General features: G+C 44.3%; 9 protein-coding genes and 2 pseudogenes. 10 read left to right on the top strand and 1 reads right to left on the bottom strand.

Translation table 11 applies throughout. The features are described from left to right. Positions 1-2: 2 nt before the first annotated feature. From E1919_RS27525 to E1919_RS07095, 7 genes and pseudogenes are all read left to right on the top strand, one after another. Positions 3-908, top strand: a pseudogene (locus tag E1919_RS27525) (IS982 family transposase). 251 nt (positions 909-1,159) lie between these two features. Continuing rightward, the gene (locus E1919_RS07070; RefSeq protein WP_162052646.1) at positions 1,160-2,053 is read left to right on the top strand and encodes a class I SAM-dependent methyltransferase; all 894 of its coding nucleotides are present in this window, start codon (positions 1,160-1,162) and stop codon (positions 2,051-2,053) included. Between the two features lie 502 nt (positions 2,054-2,555). Further along, complete coding sequence (locus E1919_RS07075) at positions 2,556-3,821, top strand: glycosyltransferase (RefSeq protein ID WP_162052647.1); 1,266 nt, start codon at positions 2,556-2,558, stop codon at positions 3,819-3,821. A gap of 34 nt (positions 3,822-3,855) precedes the next feature. Then, the gene (locus E1919_RS07080) at positions 3,856-4,449 is read left to right on the top strand and encodes a WcaF family extracellular polysaccharide biosynthesis acetyltransferase (RefSeq protein ID WP_162052648.1); all 594 of its coding nucleotides are present in this window, start codon (positions 3,856-3,858) and stop codon (positions 4,447-4,449) included. Between the two features lie 38 nt (positions 4,450-4,487). Continuing rightward, on the top strand, positions 4,488-5,330 hold the full coding sequence (locus E1919_RS07085) for a glycosyltransferase family 2 protein (RefSeq protein WP_237144078.1): 843 nt from the start codon (positions 4,488-4,490) through the stop codon (positions 5,328-5,330). A gap of 558 nt (positions 5,331-5,888) precedes the next feature. Then, the gene (locus tag E1919_RS07090) at positions 5,889-7,193 is read left to right on the top strand and encodes a WcaI family glycosyltransferase (protein ID WP_162052649.1); all 1,305 of its coding nucleotides are present in this window, start codon (positions 5,889-5,891) and stop codon (positions 7,191-7,193) included. Between the two features lie 89 nt (positions 7,194-7,282). Then, a complete protein-coding gene (locus tag E1919_RS07095) occupies positions 7,283-7,957 on the top strand; it encodes a porin family protein (protein WP_162052650.1) in 675 nt (224 codons plus the stop codon). Between the two features lie 65 nt (positions 7,958-8,022). Here E1919_RS07095 and E1919_RS07100 read toward each other — a convergent pair. Then, positions 8,023-9,005 (bottom strand): annotated as a pseudogene (locus E1919_RS07100) (IS701 family transposase). Positions 9,006-9,629: 624 nt separating this feature from the next. Here E1919_RS07100 and E1919_RS07105 point away from each other — a divergent pair. The 3 genes from E1919_RS07105 to E1919_RS07115 form a co-directional block, all read left to right on the top strand. After that, a complete protein-coding gene (locus E1919_RS07105; RefSeq protein WP_202915870.1) occupies positions 9,630-14,420 on the top strand; it encodes a DUF4082 domain-containing protein in 4,791 nt (1,596 codons plus the stop codon). A 100-nt stretch (positions 14,421-14,520) separates the two neighbouring features. After that, on the top strand, positions 14,521-14,862 hold the full coding sequence (locus tag E1919_RS07110) for a hypothetical protein (protein WP_162052653.1): 342 nt from the start codon (positions 14,521-14,523) through the stop codon (positions 14,860-14,862). Positions 14,863-15,074: 212 nt separating this feature from the next. Beyond that, positions 15,075-17,163: N,N-dimethylformamidase beta subunit family domain-containing protein (locus tag E1919_RS07115; RefSeq protein ID WP_237144079.1), on the top strand; the 2,089-nt coding region annotated here is incomplete at its 3' end.

Below are 17,163 nucleotides of genomic sequence, written 5' to 3' on the forward strand. Positions count from 1 at the left end.
TTATGCACTTTATCATAAATACTGCCAAGGTGGTTGAAGTGCTTTAGCTTCATTGACGATTTCTGCCAGGAGGTGCAGGAGTATTTCGCCTCACATCCGCTGCCAAAGGGGCTCTCAGAGAAGCACCCTGCCGGCAGGAGGCCCTCCCTTTCCGAGAGCGAGGTGCTCACCGTCCTAGTGCTCTACCACCTCTCGGGCTTCAAGTGCTTCGAGTACTACTATGAGCGCCTGGTGCTCGGGGAGTTGAGGAGCTTCTTTCCTCGGGCTGTTTCTTATACGCAGTTCCTCTCGCTGGCCCGCCAGGCCTGCTTCCATGCCTTTCTGCTGGCCCAGTGCCGCTGCAGCCTCTCGGAGAGAACCAACCACTACTACATCGACTCCAAGAAGCTGCCCGTCTGCCACAACCTCCGCATTCATCAGCACAGTGTCTTCGAGGGGATAGCCGCGCGGGGCAAGGGATCCACCGGCTGGTTTTATGGCCTCAAGCTGCACCTGCTCATAAAAGAGCACGGGCAACTGGCGCGCCTGCTCCTCACCCCGGCCAACGTGGCCGACAACCACCACCAGGTGCTGGAGTATCTGCTCGAAGGGCTGAAGGGTAAGTGCTATGGAGACAGAGGCTATCTCTCCCCCTGCTGGAGGAACTGCTGGAGAAGGGCCTGCACCTGGTGGCTAAAATCAGGAAGAACATGAAAAACATGCTCCCCACGCTGCAGGACAAGCTCAACCTGATCAAGAGGAGAGGCATAGAGGCCGTCAATGACATCCTGATGACTGTTTGCGACATCGACCACACCCGCCACAGAAACCCGCTAAGCGCACTGGTCCACATCCTCTCAGGTCTGACCGCCTACACCTTTCTCGACCACAAAAACACAAGATTCAATCCTGCTAGAACACTGGCTTAATTCCCGAGTTCATGTTAATTTATATTCATATAAGCTTTTACAACAATCACCTTCAAAAGAAAATAATATTACCTGTAACACATCCTTTACATAAAGGTTAAGCTACTTAACATTCATAAATTTAAATCTAACAATATATATTATAGATTTTATGGTAAATATTTAAAGTATTTATAAATTAGGTGCAATGTTATTGCTCTACTCATACCTTCTTCACTATGAATCTTCGACACCAACCAAATTATTTTAATATGAAAGCTAAAATTTCATCTTATCTGCTGCCTGATGCACCAGTAGTGGAAGCTGACAACTACTTGGAGTGTCCTATCGAAGATCAATCTGAAGGATTGAGGGCAAACATTTATTACTTTAACCATCCCGAGTGGGCTGAAGAATATCTTACCTACTGCCATAGAAGTGAGGCTTTCAGAAGTAGGTGGTCTGCTGCCGTGGGAGACTGGACAGATAAAATTGTAGTGGACATTGGTTGTGGTCCTGGAAATATCTATGCTACTCTTCAGGGAAAGCCAAAGCTTCTTATAGGTGTAGATGTAGCTCCTGGCTCATTACTACTAGCAGGAAAGCAGGGCTACATCCCTCTTTTAGCTGATGCAACAAAACTTCCTTTTGTTTCAGAATTTGCAGATGTTGTCGTGCTGAATGCTGCCCTCCATCACTGCGAGGATATGGAGGGAATATTGAAAGAAGCAGCCCGACTTGTAAAACCAGGTGGAACAATTGTAACTGATCACGATCCACAGCTTAGCGCCTGGAATTATAAAGGCTTTGCAAAATTACTCTGGAATGCCAGATTATATATTTATAAATTTACAGGCCACGGCTTTCATAAAACTGATAGCCAGCAGTCCTGGGGCTTGAAATGTGAAATTCACCATAAGCCTGGACACGGCGTGACAAAAAATTTCTTCTTCAAAACCTTGTCTCCTCTTGGGTTTGAGGTGAATGTTTATCCTCATAATCATGATTTAGGCGCAGAGGTATTGCAGGGTAAAAAAGGAAAGGCAGAATTCAAGTATAGACTTGGTAACATCCTTTCAGGAAGAAACCCTGGTGCAGACCACAGTGCTCTTACATTGATGTGTGTAGCAAAAAAAAATGTTGAACATGCGAGCTGCCTGAATTAAATAGGTTTATAGCTGAAACTAAAGTTACATAGTTGTACAAATTGCCTGGGATATGAGTTCTGGCAAAAGTCAGTGCCTGCATAATATAATATGCCTTACTGATGAAGGTGTAGCATATATGCAGGCACTTTTATATTAGTAATAACCAGACTGAAAAGCTTTACGGCGCAAAAAAGCCTCAAGCAAAATTACCTGTTACCTTATATGCATAAGCTGCAAATCAACAGAAAATTAATTATTTGTGATTATATTTATAAATATATGCATTAAATTTGTTTTAATCATTTTGATTTGTATATTGTATAAAGTCTAAGAAATCAGCTGTATTTATTTCATAAAAAAGATAAGCTACCGTAGCACAAAAGAAATTCCTTGATGTCATAGCTATAGTTGTATATAGCAATTCAAGGAAGTTTTTCCTTTTGAATCTGGATAGTAAACTGATTAGAAGGAAGTATGGCATCTTAATAAAGCTGCTGAACAGGAACGTGAATACTATCAAATGAAATTATTACATGTAATTGGTAGCTTGAATCCTTTAACTGGTGGCCCTTGTCAGGTAATAAGGAGTATCGTGCCAGAGTTAGAAAGCCTTGGTATTACTAATGAAGTCGTTTGCCTTGATTCCCCTGAAGCACCTTTCATTGGAAAGGATTTATTCAAGCTATACTGCTTTGGGCCAGGCAAGACTTCGTGGTGCTACAGCAAAATGCTATTGTCCTGGCTTTCGACTAACGTGAGCCGGTACGACTGTATCATTGTACATGGTTTGTGGCTCTACCATAGCTACGCTGTCTCGGCGGCGGTGCAACAATTGAAAAATAAAAAGAAAAAAAGGGAGGGCCGGGTTCCGAAAGTGTATATCATGCCGCATGGTATGCTGGACCCATACTTTCAGCGGGCGCCAGAAAGAAAGCTAAAGGCCTTGCGCAATGTCTTTTATTGGGCATTGATTGAAGCGAAGGTAGTGAATGAGGCAGATGGTTTACTTTTTACCTGCCAGGAAGAACTGCATCTTGCGCGTGAGACTTTCAAACCCTATAAACCTAAACAAGAAATCAGCGTTGGCTTAGGAATTGCGGCGCCCCCGCCTTATACCACTCAAATGAAGAGGGCTTTCCAGGAGAAGTGCCCAACCCTTCAAGACCAACCTTACATTCTTTTTCTCAGCAGAATTCATCAAAAAAAAGGGCTTGACCTGCTGTTAAGAGCATATAAAGAACTGGCAGGTGCAGTTCCGGAGTTTCAGACTGAGTTAGTAGATATGGGAGCAGGGGGGGATCAAATGAGAATGAATCACAGTGCAGCTACTTCCTTGCCTAAACTGGTAGTAGCAGGTCCGGGAGAAGAAACTAGTTTTGGCCAGGAGGTGCTTGAACTTGTAGCTTCAAGTAAAGAATTACAAAGTGCTGTTTTTTTTACCGGCATGCTTTCGGGAGATGCAAAATGGGGTGCATTCTATGGATGTGAGGCTTTTGTGCTGCCCAGCCATCAGGAGAATTTTGGAATTGCTGTGGTGGAAGCATTAGCCTGTAACAAGCCTGTGCTCATTACAAAGCAAGTAAACATTTGGAGAGAAATACTGAATTTAGACGGTGCTTTAGTAGTAGATGATACCCTGGAAGATGTGCAGAAGCTACTAAAGACATGGGTGAATTTATCATCAGATAAAAAAATACAACTAGGTCAGGGGGCAAGAAGTGCTTATGAAAGCTTTTTCTCCATCAATCAAATAGCAAGGCGCTTGGCTAAAGCTATTGCTGCTTAACCCACGAAGAGGTTATTTTAAACCAGATGGCAGAATGTATAATCAGAATACTCATACAGGTGCTTCCTTTTCTCTGCGCAACAGGGGCGGAAGAGTAATATGGAACTTAGTATATGCTTTGCTATTTCAGTATTCTCCCAGGCCAATGCATCAGTGGAGGGCATTTCTGCTTCGTATGTTCGGAGCAAAGGTTGGCCACGGCGTTCACGTATACCCTAAGGTTAGTATTTGGGCACCTTGGAACCTGGTACTAAAGGATAAATGTGGTGTTGCGAATGGTGCGAAACTTTACTCAATGGGAGAAATATCTATTGGCACGCAGGCAGTTGTCTCGCAGGGAGCACATCTATGTGCTGGAACACATGATTATACAATACAAGGTTTCCCTCTTGTAACAATGCCTATTACTATAGGTGATAATGCCTGGCTTGCAGCAGAGACATTTATACATCCGGGTATCACAGTCGGGGAAGGGTGTGTTATAGGTGCACGTTCTGTTGTGACTCAAGACATGCCAGCATGGATGGTATGCTCAGGTCATCCATGCAAGCCTCTAAAAGAGAGAATAATGTCAGGAAGTGGAAGGAGTAGTGCTGTTCCTCTGGAGCAAAGCAGCACTATACATTAGGAGGTGAAAGTTCTCGCAATCATTAATTTCAATACTCAATGTCTTTGATACTTGATTTAACTATAGCTATTCCGGTCAAAAACGAAGAAAAGAATTTGCCTGGATGCCTCCAAGCTATCGGAAAAGATTTCGCTAGCCATGTAGTCGTGATAGATTCAGGTAGTACAGACCAGACAAAGGAACTGGCAAGAGAATTTGGAGCTGAGGTATTGGATTTTGTCTGGGATGGAAAGTTTCCTAAAAAGCGAAACTGGTTCTTAAGAACTCATACACCAAATACAAAATGGGTTTTCTTTCTGGATGCTGATGAGTACTTAACAGATGCTTTTAAAACTGAGCTCCGAAAAGCAATAGAGCTGGATGATAATAAAGTAGGATACTGGTTAAGTTACACCGTTTATTTTTTAGGAAAGCAACTGAAGGGTGGTTACCCGCTGCGGAAACTAGCCTTGTTTCAGGTGGGCGCTGGTGAGTACGAAAAGATTGATGAGGACCAGTGGAGCCTGTTAGACATGGAGGTACATGAACACCCTGTTCTTGATGGAGAAGTCGGGATCATCCGAAGTAAAATAGACCATCAGGATTTTAGGGGAGTATCTAACTTCGTATTGAAGCATAATGAATATGCCAGTTGGGAGGCAGCCAGATTCCTTAAAGGAATGACAGAACCTCAAAGCTTTGCAAAGCTGACATGGAAGCAGCGCCTGAAATACCGCCTGTTGAACAACAGTGTTCTGATTGGCCCAGCTTTTTTCTGTGGGAGCTATTTCCTTTTAGGAGGCTTTAGAGATGGAGCCAGGGGTTTTGCCCATGCCGTATTACGAATGTCGTACTTTGTCCAAGTTTATTGTAAAATACAAGAAAGAGGTGTTAATCAATGATTTAGCAGGAATTGTTAACTTAAATCTTGCTAAATCTTATACAATATAGCCCATATGTGCTTCATCACCATTGGTTTTTTATAACTATACAAGCTTTTTAAGATCATGCCTATATTCATAGGCTGTTCAGCTACTGTTGTCTTGAGTTGATAGCATCAGGGCAAGGGGGTATCTGTGAACAAAGGGATGAATTACTTCTAAGCAGTTCCTTATTTAGATCGGTATGGTTCAAGAAATTAAATTGTGCTTTCTTCGTAACGCTTCCTCCTCTATTCCTATATTATTTTCTTATTCATCTGTCGAATAAACCCATATAATTATAGGAATTAACAAAAGTTTTATGTTTGTCACCCATACAGGTGCATTCACAAGGAAAAAACAGCCATTTGAATAATAATCAGTTAAAATAGAAATAAAGTATTTTATTAAAATTTAAACAATTATATTTAATTGTGGTATAATTATATGTGTAGTTGGTTGTTCGCTCTGAGCAGGACCAGCAGGCATTTATTCTTCAGTTTTTACTTTTTTATTTATAAAATTGACAATCAGTATTTTATGAAAAAAAGAATACTTCTGATAGGGTACAACTACTATCCAGAGCCTACAGGTATCGGGAAGTATAGTGGGGAGATGATTGCTTGGTTAGCTCAACACGGTTATGAATGTGAGGTAGTCACTGCTTACCCATATTATCCGCAGTGGAAGGTTCAAGGCCTGTATACTGAAAAAAAGTTCTGGTACTGCACGGAGTATCTAAATGCGGGAGGAACAAAAGTAAAGGTGAACAGATGTCCCATGTATGTACCCTCAGTCCCTACTGGACTTAAGCGTATAGCCTTAGATTTGTCATTCCTGATTTCAGCTTTTTTTAAAATTTGCCAATTACTTTTTCAGAAAAAGTTTGATTATGTGATCACGGTTGTGCCTTGCTTTCAGTTTGGCTTGTTGGGTGTGTTTTACAAACTATGTCGTAAAACTGTGTTGCTATACCACATTCAGGATTTGCAGATTGAAGCAGCCAGAGATTTGAAAATGATAACATCTCATGCAGTTATAAAAGCATTATTTAAATTAGAAAAATATATTTTAAGTAAATCAGATGCTATTAGTAGCATTTCTGATGGGATGGTTCATAAAATAAAAATAAAGGCAAAAAAAGATATTTTCCTGTGCGCCAACTGGACAGACTGTACTCTTTTTTTTCCGATTCAGAATAAGAGTACCATAAAAGAAAATTATGGGTTTAAACCATCCGATAAGATTGTTTTATACTCAGGTGCCATAGGAGAGAAGCAGGGCTTGGGTGCGATTTTGCATGCAGCGAAGACATTCGAAATGCATGCTGAAATAAAGTTCATTATATGTGGTTCAGGCCCTTACAAAGAAAAGTTACTTCTGTTGGCAGCAAAAATGGAACTGAAGAACGTCATATTTTTTCCCTTGCAGCCTTCTGAAAGCTTTAACCTGTTCCTGAACCTGGCTGATGTTCATTTGATCATTCAGAAATCAAATGCAGGTGACCTTGTAATGCCTTCTAAACTTACATCTGTGCTGGGAGTAGGAGGGCTGGCTCTGATAACTGCGCATAAAGGAACAGGTTTATACTCTAGTGTAAGTCTGCATAATATAGGGCTATTAATTGAGCCTGAAGACCAGCAGGCCCTTAACACGGGCATCTGGAAAGCTATTTCAGAAAACCATGATTCTATAAGGGCAAATGCCCGTACCTATGCGGAAGAGCATTTATCTATAGATAAGATTATGGGTGATTATGAAAAACAGGTGCTGAAGAACCATGTAAATATAAAAGGGCTGCAAACAAAAAGTCAAAAGCCACATATGGCTACAAGTATTGGCTAAGCGGACAAAATACCGAAAACATACTATAAACTTTATTATAAATTTTGAATATGCGCCGCCATGCTCTTATTGTTCTACTACTTACATGTATGTATTTACCTATAACAAATGGTAAAAATATAGATATTATAACACAGGGTGTATATGTTATACCTGATTCTATTGCCATAACGGGCCATGGTGTTATACTTCCCAACGATGCTCTGCCTACATCAGACACGAACCGCAAATTAAGGTTTGGGTTTAAATCTGGTATAAGCTTGTCAAATACCAACTTCAACAAAGGATTCCCAAGACCAACTGTGCCAGTGGAGACGGCGTGGAAGTATGGGTTTGCAGGTGGTTTATTGTTAGAAGTGCCGATTTATAAGAATTTGCATCTTCAGCAAGAGTATTTATTTTCCTCTCTGGGGGGGGAAGTCGTTAAAGAGAGAGTTAGATATAGATTTAGCTATTTGTCACTCCCAGTGCTGCTGAAGTATAAAGTGGTAAATAAGTTTGCTTTGCTAGTAGGTTCCCAGTTTGATTTAATCTTACAGGTAACAGAAAGTAGTGCGGGTAACACTAAAACTATTGTTCATGAAACAGAAGGACGAAGTTTTGGTGCGGTTGCAGGGGTTACCTATAAAATATCAGATACACTCAGTCTCGATGCAAGATATATTAGTGGAATAAACCATATAGGTATAAGACTTTGCGAATTTACGAAAGAATTTAAGCTGGAAATAGTACAGCTTTCTTTTGTTATAACGCCATTCAGATAGCTTTTGCTAATTAGTTTGTCATGCTGCTAGGTTTGTCAGCTAACAAACGTTATTGTTTATAGGAGTTACGCATAGTTATTAATGAACTCTCGTTGAGCCTGCAGGAAAAGCTTTCTTTGTAAGGCATAGACATTTTCAATGCTCTTGTCCTGGCTCATCCACGTGAGCCTCTGGTAGGCCCGCAGCACACAGAACAGATGGTTCTGGATAGCCTGTGTCTGCCTGACAAAGAAGTGCTGGGCATGGCACTCCTGCTTGACACTCCTCCACCTGCCAGTGCTTTGCTTTCACCTCTTTGAAGAGCTCTCTTCCTATTTGCCGGCACGCATCCTGTTCGGGCAGGTACATGGCGTAGTGCCTCGCATGGCCTTCTGTGTCCACTCCTCCGAAACACCTGCACAAAGTCCAAGCCCTTGAGGTGGGTAAACAAACCCTCTTGCGGCATATGCTCTACTTTCCCCACCTGCTCATAGCAACCCGGGGTGGTGGAGACGATGCGGTTTGCCTCCAGCCCCACCAGAAAACCCACCACCTTGTCTCTAAGGAACTTCAGGTTCTCTATGGAGGCGTACCAACTGTCGGTGCTCACCCACTCAGGGTGCAGCCCCCACTGCCAGCACTCTTTGACCATCTCCTGGAAATAAGCATGCTTCGTTTTCCCCTCCTCATGGCGGTACACCCGGAAGTTAACTGGCATGCCCACGCCCGAGGCATCTGTATAGAACAGCGTGATGAGGTTAATGCCTTTCACCGTCCTGTGATGCCGGCCGGAGTAGAAGTATCCTACCAACTCAGGGGTTCCTACCAACTCAGTGGTGGCCGGGTCTGTGAAGGGCTTGTCCAGCACCGAATCATCTACGGAAAGAACACCTCCCTCCAGTTTCAGCCCCTGCCTGACTGCCTCAAAGAGGTCTTTGCCGGTAAAATGGCTGCTCAAAAGGAAACGGTTGATCTCATCGTGAGACACTTCCAGCACCTCACTGGCCTTCACGCAGCTCACCTTGCGCGGCTCACTCAGAAGATAAGCTATGTATTGGGCAGATTCCATGGCTGTTTATCTTGCTTCTACGTTTTTTAATCAAGCTGCGTAACTCCTAGTTTAGATGTGCCTGCTAAAAAATTGTATCTCTTATAAAACCAGTTAAATGTAATATATCTGGGTTAAAGCTCATATATGCTTATACTAGATAAGAAGTTATAGATGGCTTAGATGCTTCACATCAGCATTTTCGCAACCACTCATAGCCATTAATATACTTTTGCAGACTTCAGCAGTTCATTTGCCACCTACTAGATGACGTTCGTCAGTTTAATTAATAGTACTTATGTAATAATAAATTATATTTGTAGATTACAAGTGTGCTAATATGTATACAATATTTATAACCTATATGATTATAGAAATTAGTTAACTGATCTTATCTTAAGATTTAGATTAATTTACAAAGAAGTGCTTTAGAATTTTATACCGCGTTTCCTCATACTGTTAGCTATAGATATACTTGATAAGGCGCGAGGCAATTCTATAGGATAGGGTTTGGACTACAAGGGATACACTTAAAATCTGACAGCCATTTTAATTTAAGCTCCTCCAGAGAATTAGTGCTTCATTAACGTGATGTTTAAACACCACAATTTTATAAAAAGTGTACTGATCCTAAACCCTATGATCATGAATTCAAAATCTATAGTTATAATGCTATGGAAGCGACTATTTTTGCCTGTGATGATGTTCTCATCCATCTTCGTTGCTTCCGCACAGCTTTTATCATTCCACCTTATACCTGCAAAAGTTTTAGAAATTCTCACAGAACTTAAAATTGCTAACGCAGCAGGTCATTCTAACATTAAACTAGATGAACCTAGCACGGGAAGCAGCGCTGTAAATAACAATGATATAGCCAGAGGGCAGGCAGACATAAGAGACAACAAATTAACAGCGGATGGGAAGAAAATGCAGTCAGAAGCATCAGTTGCAGCCTCTTCCTATTCAGCCACTTTAGCGGGCTTTGGTGGGCCCATATTAGTGATACATGCGGCTTCTAATCCTTTTAGCTTGTATTCAGCTGAAATACTACTGGCGGAGGGCTTGAATCAATACGCTACATCTGATATTTCTGCTGTTTCCGCTGAGATGCTGAGCAGCTATGATGTGGTTATCGTAGGAAACATTCCCTTGACTGATGCACACGTAAGTATGCTCAGCAGTTGGACCAACGCAGGAGGTACCTTGATTGCTTTGAAACCTGATGTTAAACTTGCTCCACTGTTAGGTTTGGTTTCTGCTGGCGGCACTCTAGCCAATAAATATTTACTTGTTAACACGGCATCAGGACCAGGAAAGGGAATAGTGAATCAAACAATGCAGTACCAGGGTACGGCTGAATATTATACTTTAAATGGAGCAACAAGACTGGCCACCCTATATTCAGCGGCTAATACAGCCACAACCTACCCAGCCGTTACTATGCGGACCGTAGGAGAACAAGGAGGCACAGCTGTTGCTTTTACGTATGACCTTGCACGCTCGGTGGTGTACACTCGCCAGGGTAACCCGGCTTGGTCAGGTCAGGAAAGAGATGGGCAGCCTGGCCCTATTCGCTCCAATGATCAGTTTTATCCGGATTGGATAGACCTTAACAAAGTAATGATTCCTCAGGCCGATGAGCAGCAACGCCTTCTGGCAAATATTATCACCATGCAGTCGCGCAAACCGGTGCCGCGTTTCTGGTATTTACCCAGAGGCCTTAAAGCAGCTGTGGTCATGACGGGGGACGATCATGGTAATGGTGGTACAAAAGCAAGATTTAACCAATACCTGCGGCTTAGTTCAGACAATAGTGCTGAAGCGGTGGCAGACTGGAGAGCCATAAGGGGTACTTCTTATATTTACCCAAACACTCCCATAACTGATGCTGAGGCTAAATCTTTTGAGCAGCAGGGTTTTGAAATAGCCCTGCACCTTTCAACTAACTGCGCAAATTACACCGCAGCTTCCCTGGAAAGAGATCTCACAGATCAATTAGCTTCTTTCAGGTCCCGCTACCCAAGTGTTGCAGCGCCTACGACTAACCGCACGCACTGTATTGCCTGGAGTGACTGGAACACGCAGCCTCAATTAGAGGCTCCAAAAGGAATCAGGCTGGACGCGAACTACTATTACTGGCCAAGCCCATGGGTTCAGGACAGACCTGGTATGTTTACTGGATCAGGGATTCCGATGCGCTTTACTGATCTTAATGGTGGTTTGATTGATTGCTATCAGTTAACTACACAAATGACGGATGAGTCTGATCAGACCTTTCCTTACACTATTGATCAGTTACTTAATAAAGCGTTAGGTGCCGAAGGGTACTATGGCGTATTCTGTGCTAACATGCATACGGATGCTGATGTGTCCACTGATTCAGATGCCATTATCGCCTCTGCAAAATCACGCAATGTGCCTGTTATTTCTTCAAAACAACTTCTCACCTGGTTAGATGGCCGCAATGGTTCTTACTTCAGTGGTATGAGTTGGAACGGTAGTGAATTAAATTTTTCAGTGAGTGTGGCAAGTGGTGCACGAAGCCTGCAGGGAATGCTGCCTTTAACTGAAACAACCGGGCGTTTGTTGAGTATAAAAATGAACGGGTCAACAGTCAACTTCACGACTGAAATTATAAAAGGTATAGAGTACGCCTTCTTCCCGTGCTCAACAGGGAATTATACAGCTACCTACGATATTAATGCAGAACCAAATAAGGAACCGGTGGTGAGCCTTACTGCACCTGCCGACAATGCAATATATGAAGCGCCTGCTTCTATCAGCATCACCGCTTCCGCCTCAGATGTAGACGGTACTGTTGCTAAAGTTGATTTTTATCAGGGGAATATTTTGCTTAGCTCAGATACTAACGGTGGAAATGGCTGGAGTTTTGCCTGGAGTAATGTGGCTGCAGGCACATACTCTATTACAGCTAAAGCCACAGATAACATGGGAGCTGTAACAACTTCTGCTGCACGAACTGTAAAGGTTACTGCGGTTTGCCCCTGCACGGTTTTCAAGCCAAGTGACGCACCTGGAGGGGATTTGTATTTTGATAATCAGGGAATACAATTGGGAATGAAGATTCGATCCACTGAAAGCGGTTATGTTACAGGTGTGCGTTTCTACAAGCAAAGCGGTAATTCAGGTACCCACATAGGGCAGTTATATAGTAGCACGGGCACGTTGCTTGCACAAGCTACATTTGTGAATGAAACGGCTTCGGGTTGGCAAGAAGTCGCTTTTCCAAGTCCTGTAGCTATCACGGCAGGAACAACATATATTATTTCTTACCACAGCAGTGCCGGTTATTATTCTGCTACCAATTCATACTTTTCGCAGTCGCTTGAAACTCCTCCGCTACGTGCGCTGGCAAACGGGGAGGATGGAGCTAACGGTGTCTATAGATACAGTAACACAGCAGCGTTTCCTAATTCTGCTTATCAAAGCACAAACTACTATGTAGATGTTGTGTTTAATAGAAATGCTCCTCCTGCTAATGCAGTGCCTTCAGTAGCCATTTCTTCTCCGGCTGCAGGTGCAACCTTTATAGCGCCAGCTTCTGTCACAATTTCTGCCACGGCTACTGACAGTGACGGAACAGTAAGCAAAGTTGAATTCTATAACGGACAGACTAAGCTAGGGGAAGATTTAAATGGCCTTGATGGCTGGAGTTACTCCTGGAGCAATGTGGCAGCGGGCACTTATTCCATAACAGCCAAAGCAACGGATAATGGTGGGGCCGTTGGTGCGTCCGAAGCAAGGGCAGTAACCGTTTCCGCAGTTTGTCCCTGCACAGTATTTCGGTCTTCTGATGCGCCTGTTGGCAGCCTTTACAATGATAATAATGGAGGAATTCAACTGGGCATGAAGTTTAAGTCTTCCATCAACGGATACGCTACTGCTGTACGCTTCTATAAGCAAAGTGGCAACACAGGTACGCATATCGGGCAACTATACAGTAACACCGGCACTTTACTGGCACAGGCCACATTTATAAATGAAACGACTTCAGGCTGGCAGCAGGTGGCCTTTTCCAGTCCTGTTGCCATATCCGCCAACACGACCTACATCATCTCCTACCACAGCAGCGGAGGTTATTATTCAGCCTCAAATCCATACTTCGAGCAGGGAGTCGACACGCCACCACTTCGTGCTTTGGCTAATGGGGAGAGTGGGCCAAATGGTATTTACCTTGTTACCAGTACACCTGCCTTCCCGACCAGCAACTATCTGACTGCCAACTATTGGGTAGATGTGGTGTTCAACAGCAGCACGACAACAAACCAATCTCCGTCGGTTGCCATCACCTCCCCGGCTAACAACGCCACCTACACGGCGCCGGCCACCATCGACATCGCGGCCAACGCCTCCGATGGAGACGGCACGGTTTCTAAGGTGGAGTTCTACAACGGCACCACAAAGCTGGGGGAGGACCTGACCAGCCCCTACAGCTATAGCTGGACTGGCGTGGCGGCAGGCACCTACTCGCTGACGGCCAGGGCCACCGACAACGGCAACGCCGTCACCACCTCGGCTGCGGTAACTGTCACTGTTTCCGGAGCCGCCAACCAATCTCCGTCGGTTGCCATCACCTCCCCGGCCAACAACGCCACCTACACGGCGCCGGCCACCATCGACATCGCGGCCAACGCCTCCGATGGAGACGGCACGGTTTCTAAGGTGGAGTTCTACAACGGCACCACAAGGCTGGGGGAGGACCTGACCAGCCCCTACAGCTATAGCTGGACTGGCGTGGCGGCAGGCACCTACTCGCTGACGGCCAGGGCCACCGACAACGGCAATGCCGTCACCACCTCGGCTGCGGTGAGCGTGACAGTCACAAGTCCACCTACGACGGGTACACCAACTATCACCAGCGTTAGTCCTACTTCAGGCCCGGTAGGTACTGAAGTAGAAATTACTGGTACCAATTTAGGAGAAGTAACAAAAGTGACCTTTGGCCCGTCCACTGCGCAGGTAAAGCCTAACTCAAATACAAGCACAGCGTTAGTGGCCATTGTGCCTTCAGTTAATGGTAAACTTCCGAAGAAAGTTAACGTGACGGTGACAACACCTGCTGGCAGTGTTTCAGCCAGTCAAAAGTTCACCGTTACCGCAACTGCACTCTCCACTTCTTCTGTGAGCACATTACAGTCAAGAGAACTGGAAGACAAAGAAGGTGTATTTGCTTATCCAAACCCTTTTTCTGATAAAGCAACCATTAGTTTCAGCCTATTGGATGGTGGTGAATACACGGTAAGCCTATATGATGCGAAGGGCGCAAGGGTGGCTTTGCTGGAGCAAGGGATCTTAAAATCCGGTGAGCGACGTTCTTTGGAGGTAGACGGCACTAAATTAGCGAAGGGGCTATACCTGGTACGCCTACAAACTTCCTCAGGAGCAAGCACTGTTAGGCTGGTTTTAGATAGGTAGCCAGCCTAACAGTGGCAAGCCGCTTGGTGTCACAATCCATTATCTATTTAATAATTATTGTCCATTTCATAGTCATTGTCCATTTCAATGCAATAAGATCATGAAACTACTTTTTTTTATATTATTCATCACCCTGCCTTACTTTTCTTTTTCACAAGGATTTAAAGTTAAAGTTGCAGGATCAGAGTTCCCAGTTGATAAAGTACCGGAGCATGTTACTTTTCCGGCACGTGTTAAAAAGTTCTCAATAAAAAAAGACAAACCCGACCAGGTTCCAGCTACCTATACAGTTCAGATTGGGGAGGAAGAACGAAGTTTCCGGACCGATGGCGCATTCCATGAGGTGGAGTTTTCTCACGATATAAGGGGCTTAGTCATATATATATTAAATGAAAAGCGAGTTGCACAGGGAAAAACTTTGATAATAAAAAAGCCAAAATAATTTGGCTGGAAAAGTCGAAGTAAGAGCATGTTTAAAATTTATCCGTTTCGCCAGAACCCTTAGGGGTCAGTTTTAACTTACAAAAACGAAATTTAAATATGCTCTAAAAGTTAGGGAGTTACTTATCAGAAACACTGGATAAGGTAGCCGTGCCTAAAGTCTTGTCTATTAAATAAAACCAGCAGCGCTTCAAAATTTTTAACGGGAGACAAATGAAAAATTTTTTAAAACTTGATGGTCACCTTACGGCTGGCGGAAATTATGTGCAGGAAGCATATGATGAACTTTCCCCCAGGTTAATCATTAGAAATTGCTCTACGTTGCGTCTGCCGCTAAAAATTCTGTTTTCATTTTTTACGATATTCCTTTTAGGTATATCCGGGCTTGCAGCACAAAATGCCATTGTAACTGAAAATGCCAAGACTGGTAATCCTGCTTCTGAGTGGCAGATTAGCGGAGCGGGAGATTTATCAATCCAGGGATTTGCAACAGATATAAGCTATAACAAAGGCCAGACCGCTCGTTTTAAAATCAAGACAAGTGCGAGAGCTTATACTATAAGGGTTTACCGAATCGGATATTATCAGGGTAATGGAGCACGGTTACAGGGAACAGCATCTGTTACGGCTACTTTGCCACAAAGCCAGCCAAACTGCCTGACAAATTCAAGTACGGGTTTGGTAGACTGTGGCAACTGGGGAGAGTCTGCAAGTTGGGCTATACCAAATGATGCTGTGTCTGGTATTTACATTGCGAAACTGACCCGAACTGATACGGGAGGCTCAAGTCATATAACCTTTATCGTTCGTGATGATGCCAGTACCTCAGACCTGCTTTTTCAAACTTCTGATGCCACTTGGCAGGCATACAATATTTACGGTGATAACAGTAATGGGAAAAGTCTCTATACAGGTTCCGGGGGCAAAGCTGTCAAGGTAAGCTACAACAGACCTTTTTTAACTCGAAATGGAGGAGGTGGTGGTGGACCGGAAGAGGATTGGCTGTTTAATGCCGAGTACCCTATGATTCGATGGATAGAGGCGAATGGTTATGATGTGAGTTATACTACAAACGTAGACAGCGACCGCCGTGGTAACCTCATCACAAACCACAAGGTATTTCTGTCTGTTGGGCACGATGAGTATTGGTCGGGAAAACACCGGGCTAATGTGACAGCTGCCCGTAATGCAGGAACCCATCTTGCATTCTTCAGTGGAAATGAAGTTTACTGGAAAACACGTTGGGAAACTAGCATAGATGGCAGCGGAACTACTTATCGAACACTAGTTTGTTACAAAGAGGGGGCAACAGGAGAGAATACCTGTAATGGTAAATGTGACCCAACTCCGGAGTGGACCGGCCTGTGGCGTACTGGTTGTGAATATGTAACAGGAGATCCGCTGGTAGATGGTTGTAACCCTGAAAATTCACTGACAGGTCAGATTAGTTGGGAACTTTCAGACGCTTCGCTGCAGGTTCCTAGTACGTATAAAAGTATGCGCTTCTGGCGCAATACCAGCGTTGCATCTCTAAACGACGGACAAACTGCTTCTTTTACCTATGGCACAATCGGTTATGAGTGGAACTCCTACCAAGAAGCTTATCGTTACTCTTATCCGTCTGGAAGAATTAGTTTGTCGCGTACTGTAATAAACGGTGCAGTACACAACCTTTCCCTCTACCGTCATGGTAGTGGAGCATTGGTATTTGGTGCCGGCACGGTTCAATACTCCTGGGGCTTGGACAGCAACCACGATCGAGGCAATGCGGCACCAAGCCTTGCTTTGCAGCAGGCCACACTGAACCTATTTGCAGACATGGGTGCACAGCCAGGAAGCAGACAAGCGGGATTGGTGGCTGCTACGGCTTCAACAGATACGCAAGTGCCCTCCACCACCATATCAACCCCATCTGAGGGTGCCACTTTGCCAACCGGGACCGCTGTGACAATAAGTGGTACTGCATCTGACGCTAATGTTGTGGCCGGTGTGGAGGTATCCACGGACGGAGGAAGTACCTGGCAGTTGGCAAACGGCACCACCAACTGGACTTTTGCCTGGACTCCTACAACTTCAGGTTCAGCTACTATTAGAAGCAGGGCTTTTGATGACTCAGGGAATATGAGTTCAGCCACAATCAGGAATGTAACTATAGGAGGTGCCAGTACCGTAACATGCCCCTGTTCGGTTTTCCAGGCCTCCAGTGCCCCCTCTGGCGCGCTCCAGAACGACGGGCAGGCGCTGCAGCTGGGGATGAAGTTCCGCTCCTCGTCGTCGGGCTCTGTAACAGGCGTGCGCTTCT

The sequence above is a fragment of the Pontibacter pamirensis genome, from assembly GCF_010015475.1.
Taxonomy (GTDB): Bacteria; Bacteroidota; Bacteroidia; order Cytophagales; family Hymenobacteraceae; genus Pontibacter; species Pontibacter pamirensis.

What these genes read in the sequence shown, in the direction of transcription:
- E1919_RS07070 (WP_162052646.1), top strand. Translation starts at nt 1,160, where the DNA reads ATGAAAGCTAAAATTTCATCTTATCTGCTGCCTGATGCACCAGTAGTG.
- E1919_RS07075 (WP_162052647.1), top strand. Translation starts at nt 2,556, where the DNA reads ATGAAATTATTACATGTAATTGGTAGCTTGAATCCTTTAACTGGTGGC.
- E1919_RS07080 (WP_162052648.1), top strand. Translation starts at nt 3,856, where the DNA reads ATGTATAATCAGAATACTCATACAGGTGCTTCCTTTTCTCTGCGCAAC.
- E1919_RS07085 (WP_237144078.1), top strand. Translation starts at nt 4,488, where the DNA reads ATGTCTTTGATACTTGATTTAACTATAGCTATTCCGGTCAAAAACGAA.
- E1919_RS07090 (WP_162052649.1), top strand. Translation starts at nt 5,889, where the DNA reads ATGAAAAAAAGAATACTTCTGATAGGGTACAACTACTATCCAGAGCCT.
- E1919_RS07095 (WP_162052650.1), top strand. Translation starts at nt 7,283, where the DNA reads ATGTATTTACCTATAACAAATGGTAAAAATATAGATATTATAACACAG.
- E1919_RS07105 (WP_202915870.1), top strand. Translation starts at nt 9,630, where the DNA reads ATGAATTCAAAATCTATAGTTATAATGCTATGGAAGCGACTATTTTTG.
- E1919_RS07110 (WP_162052653.1), top strand. Translation starts at nt 14,521, where the DNA reads ATGAAACTACTTTTTTTTATATTATTCATCACCCTGCCTTACTTTTCT.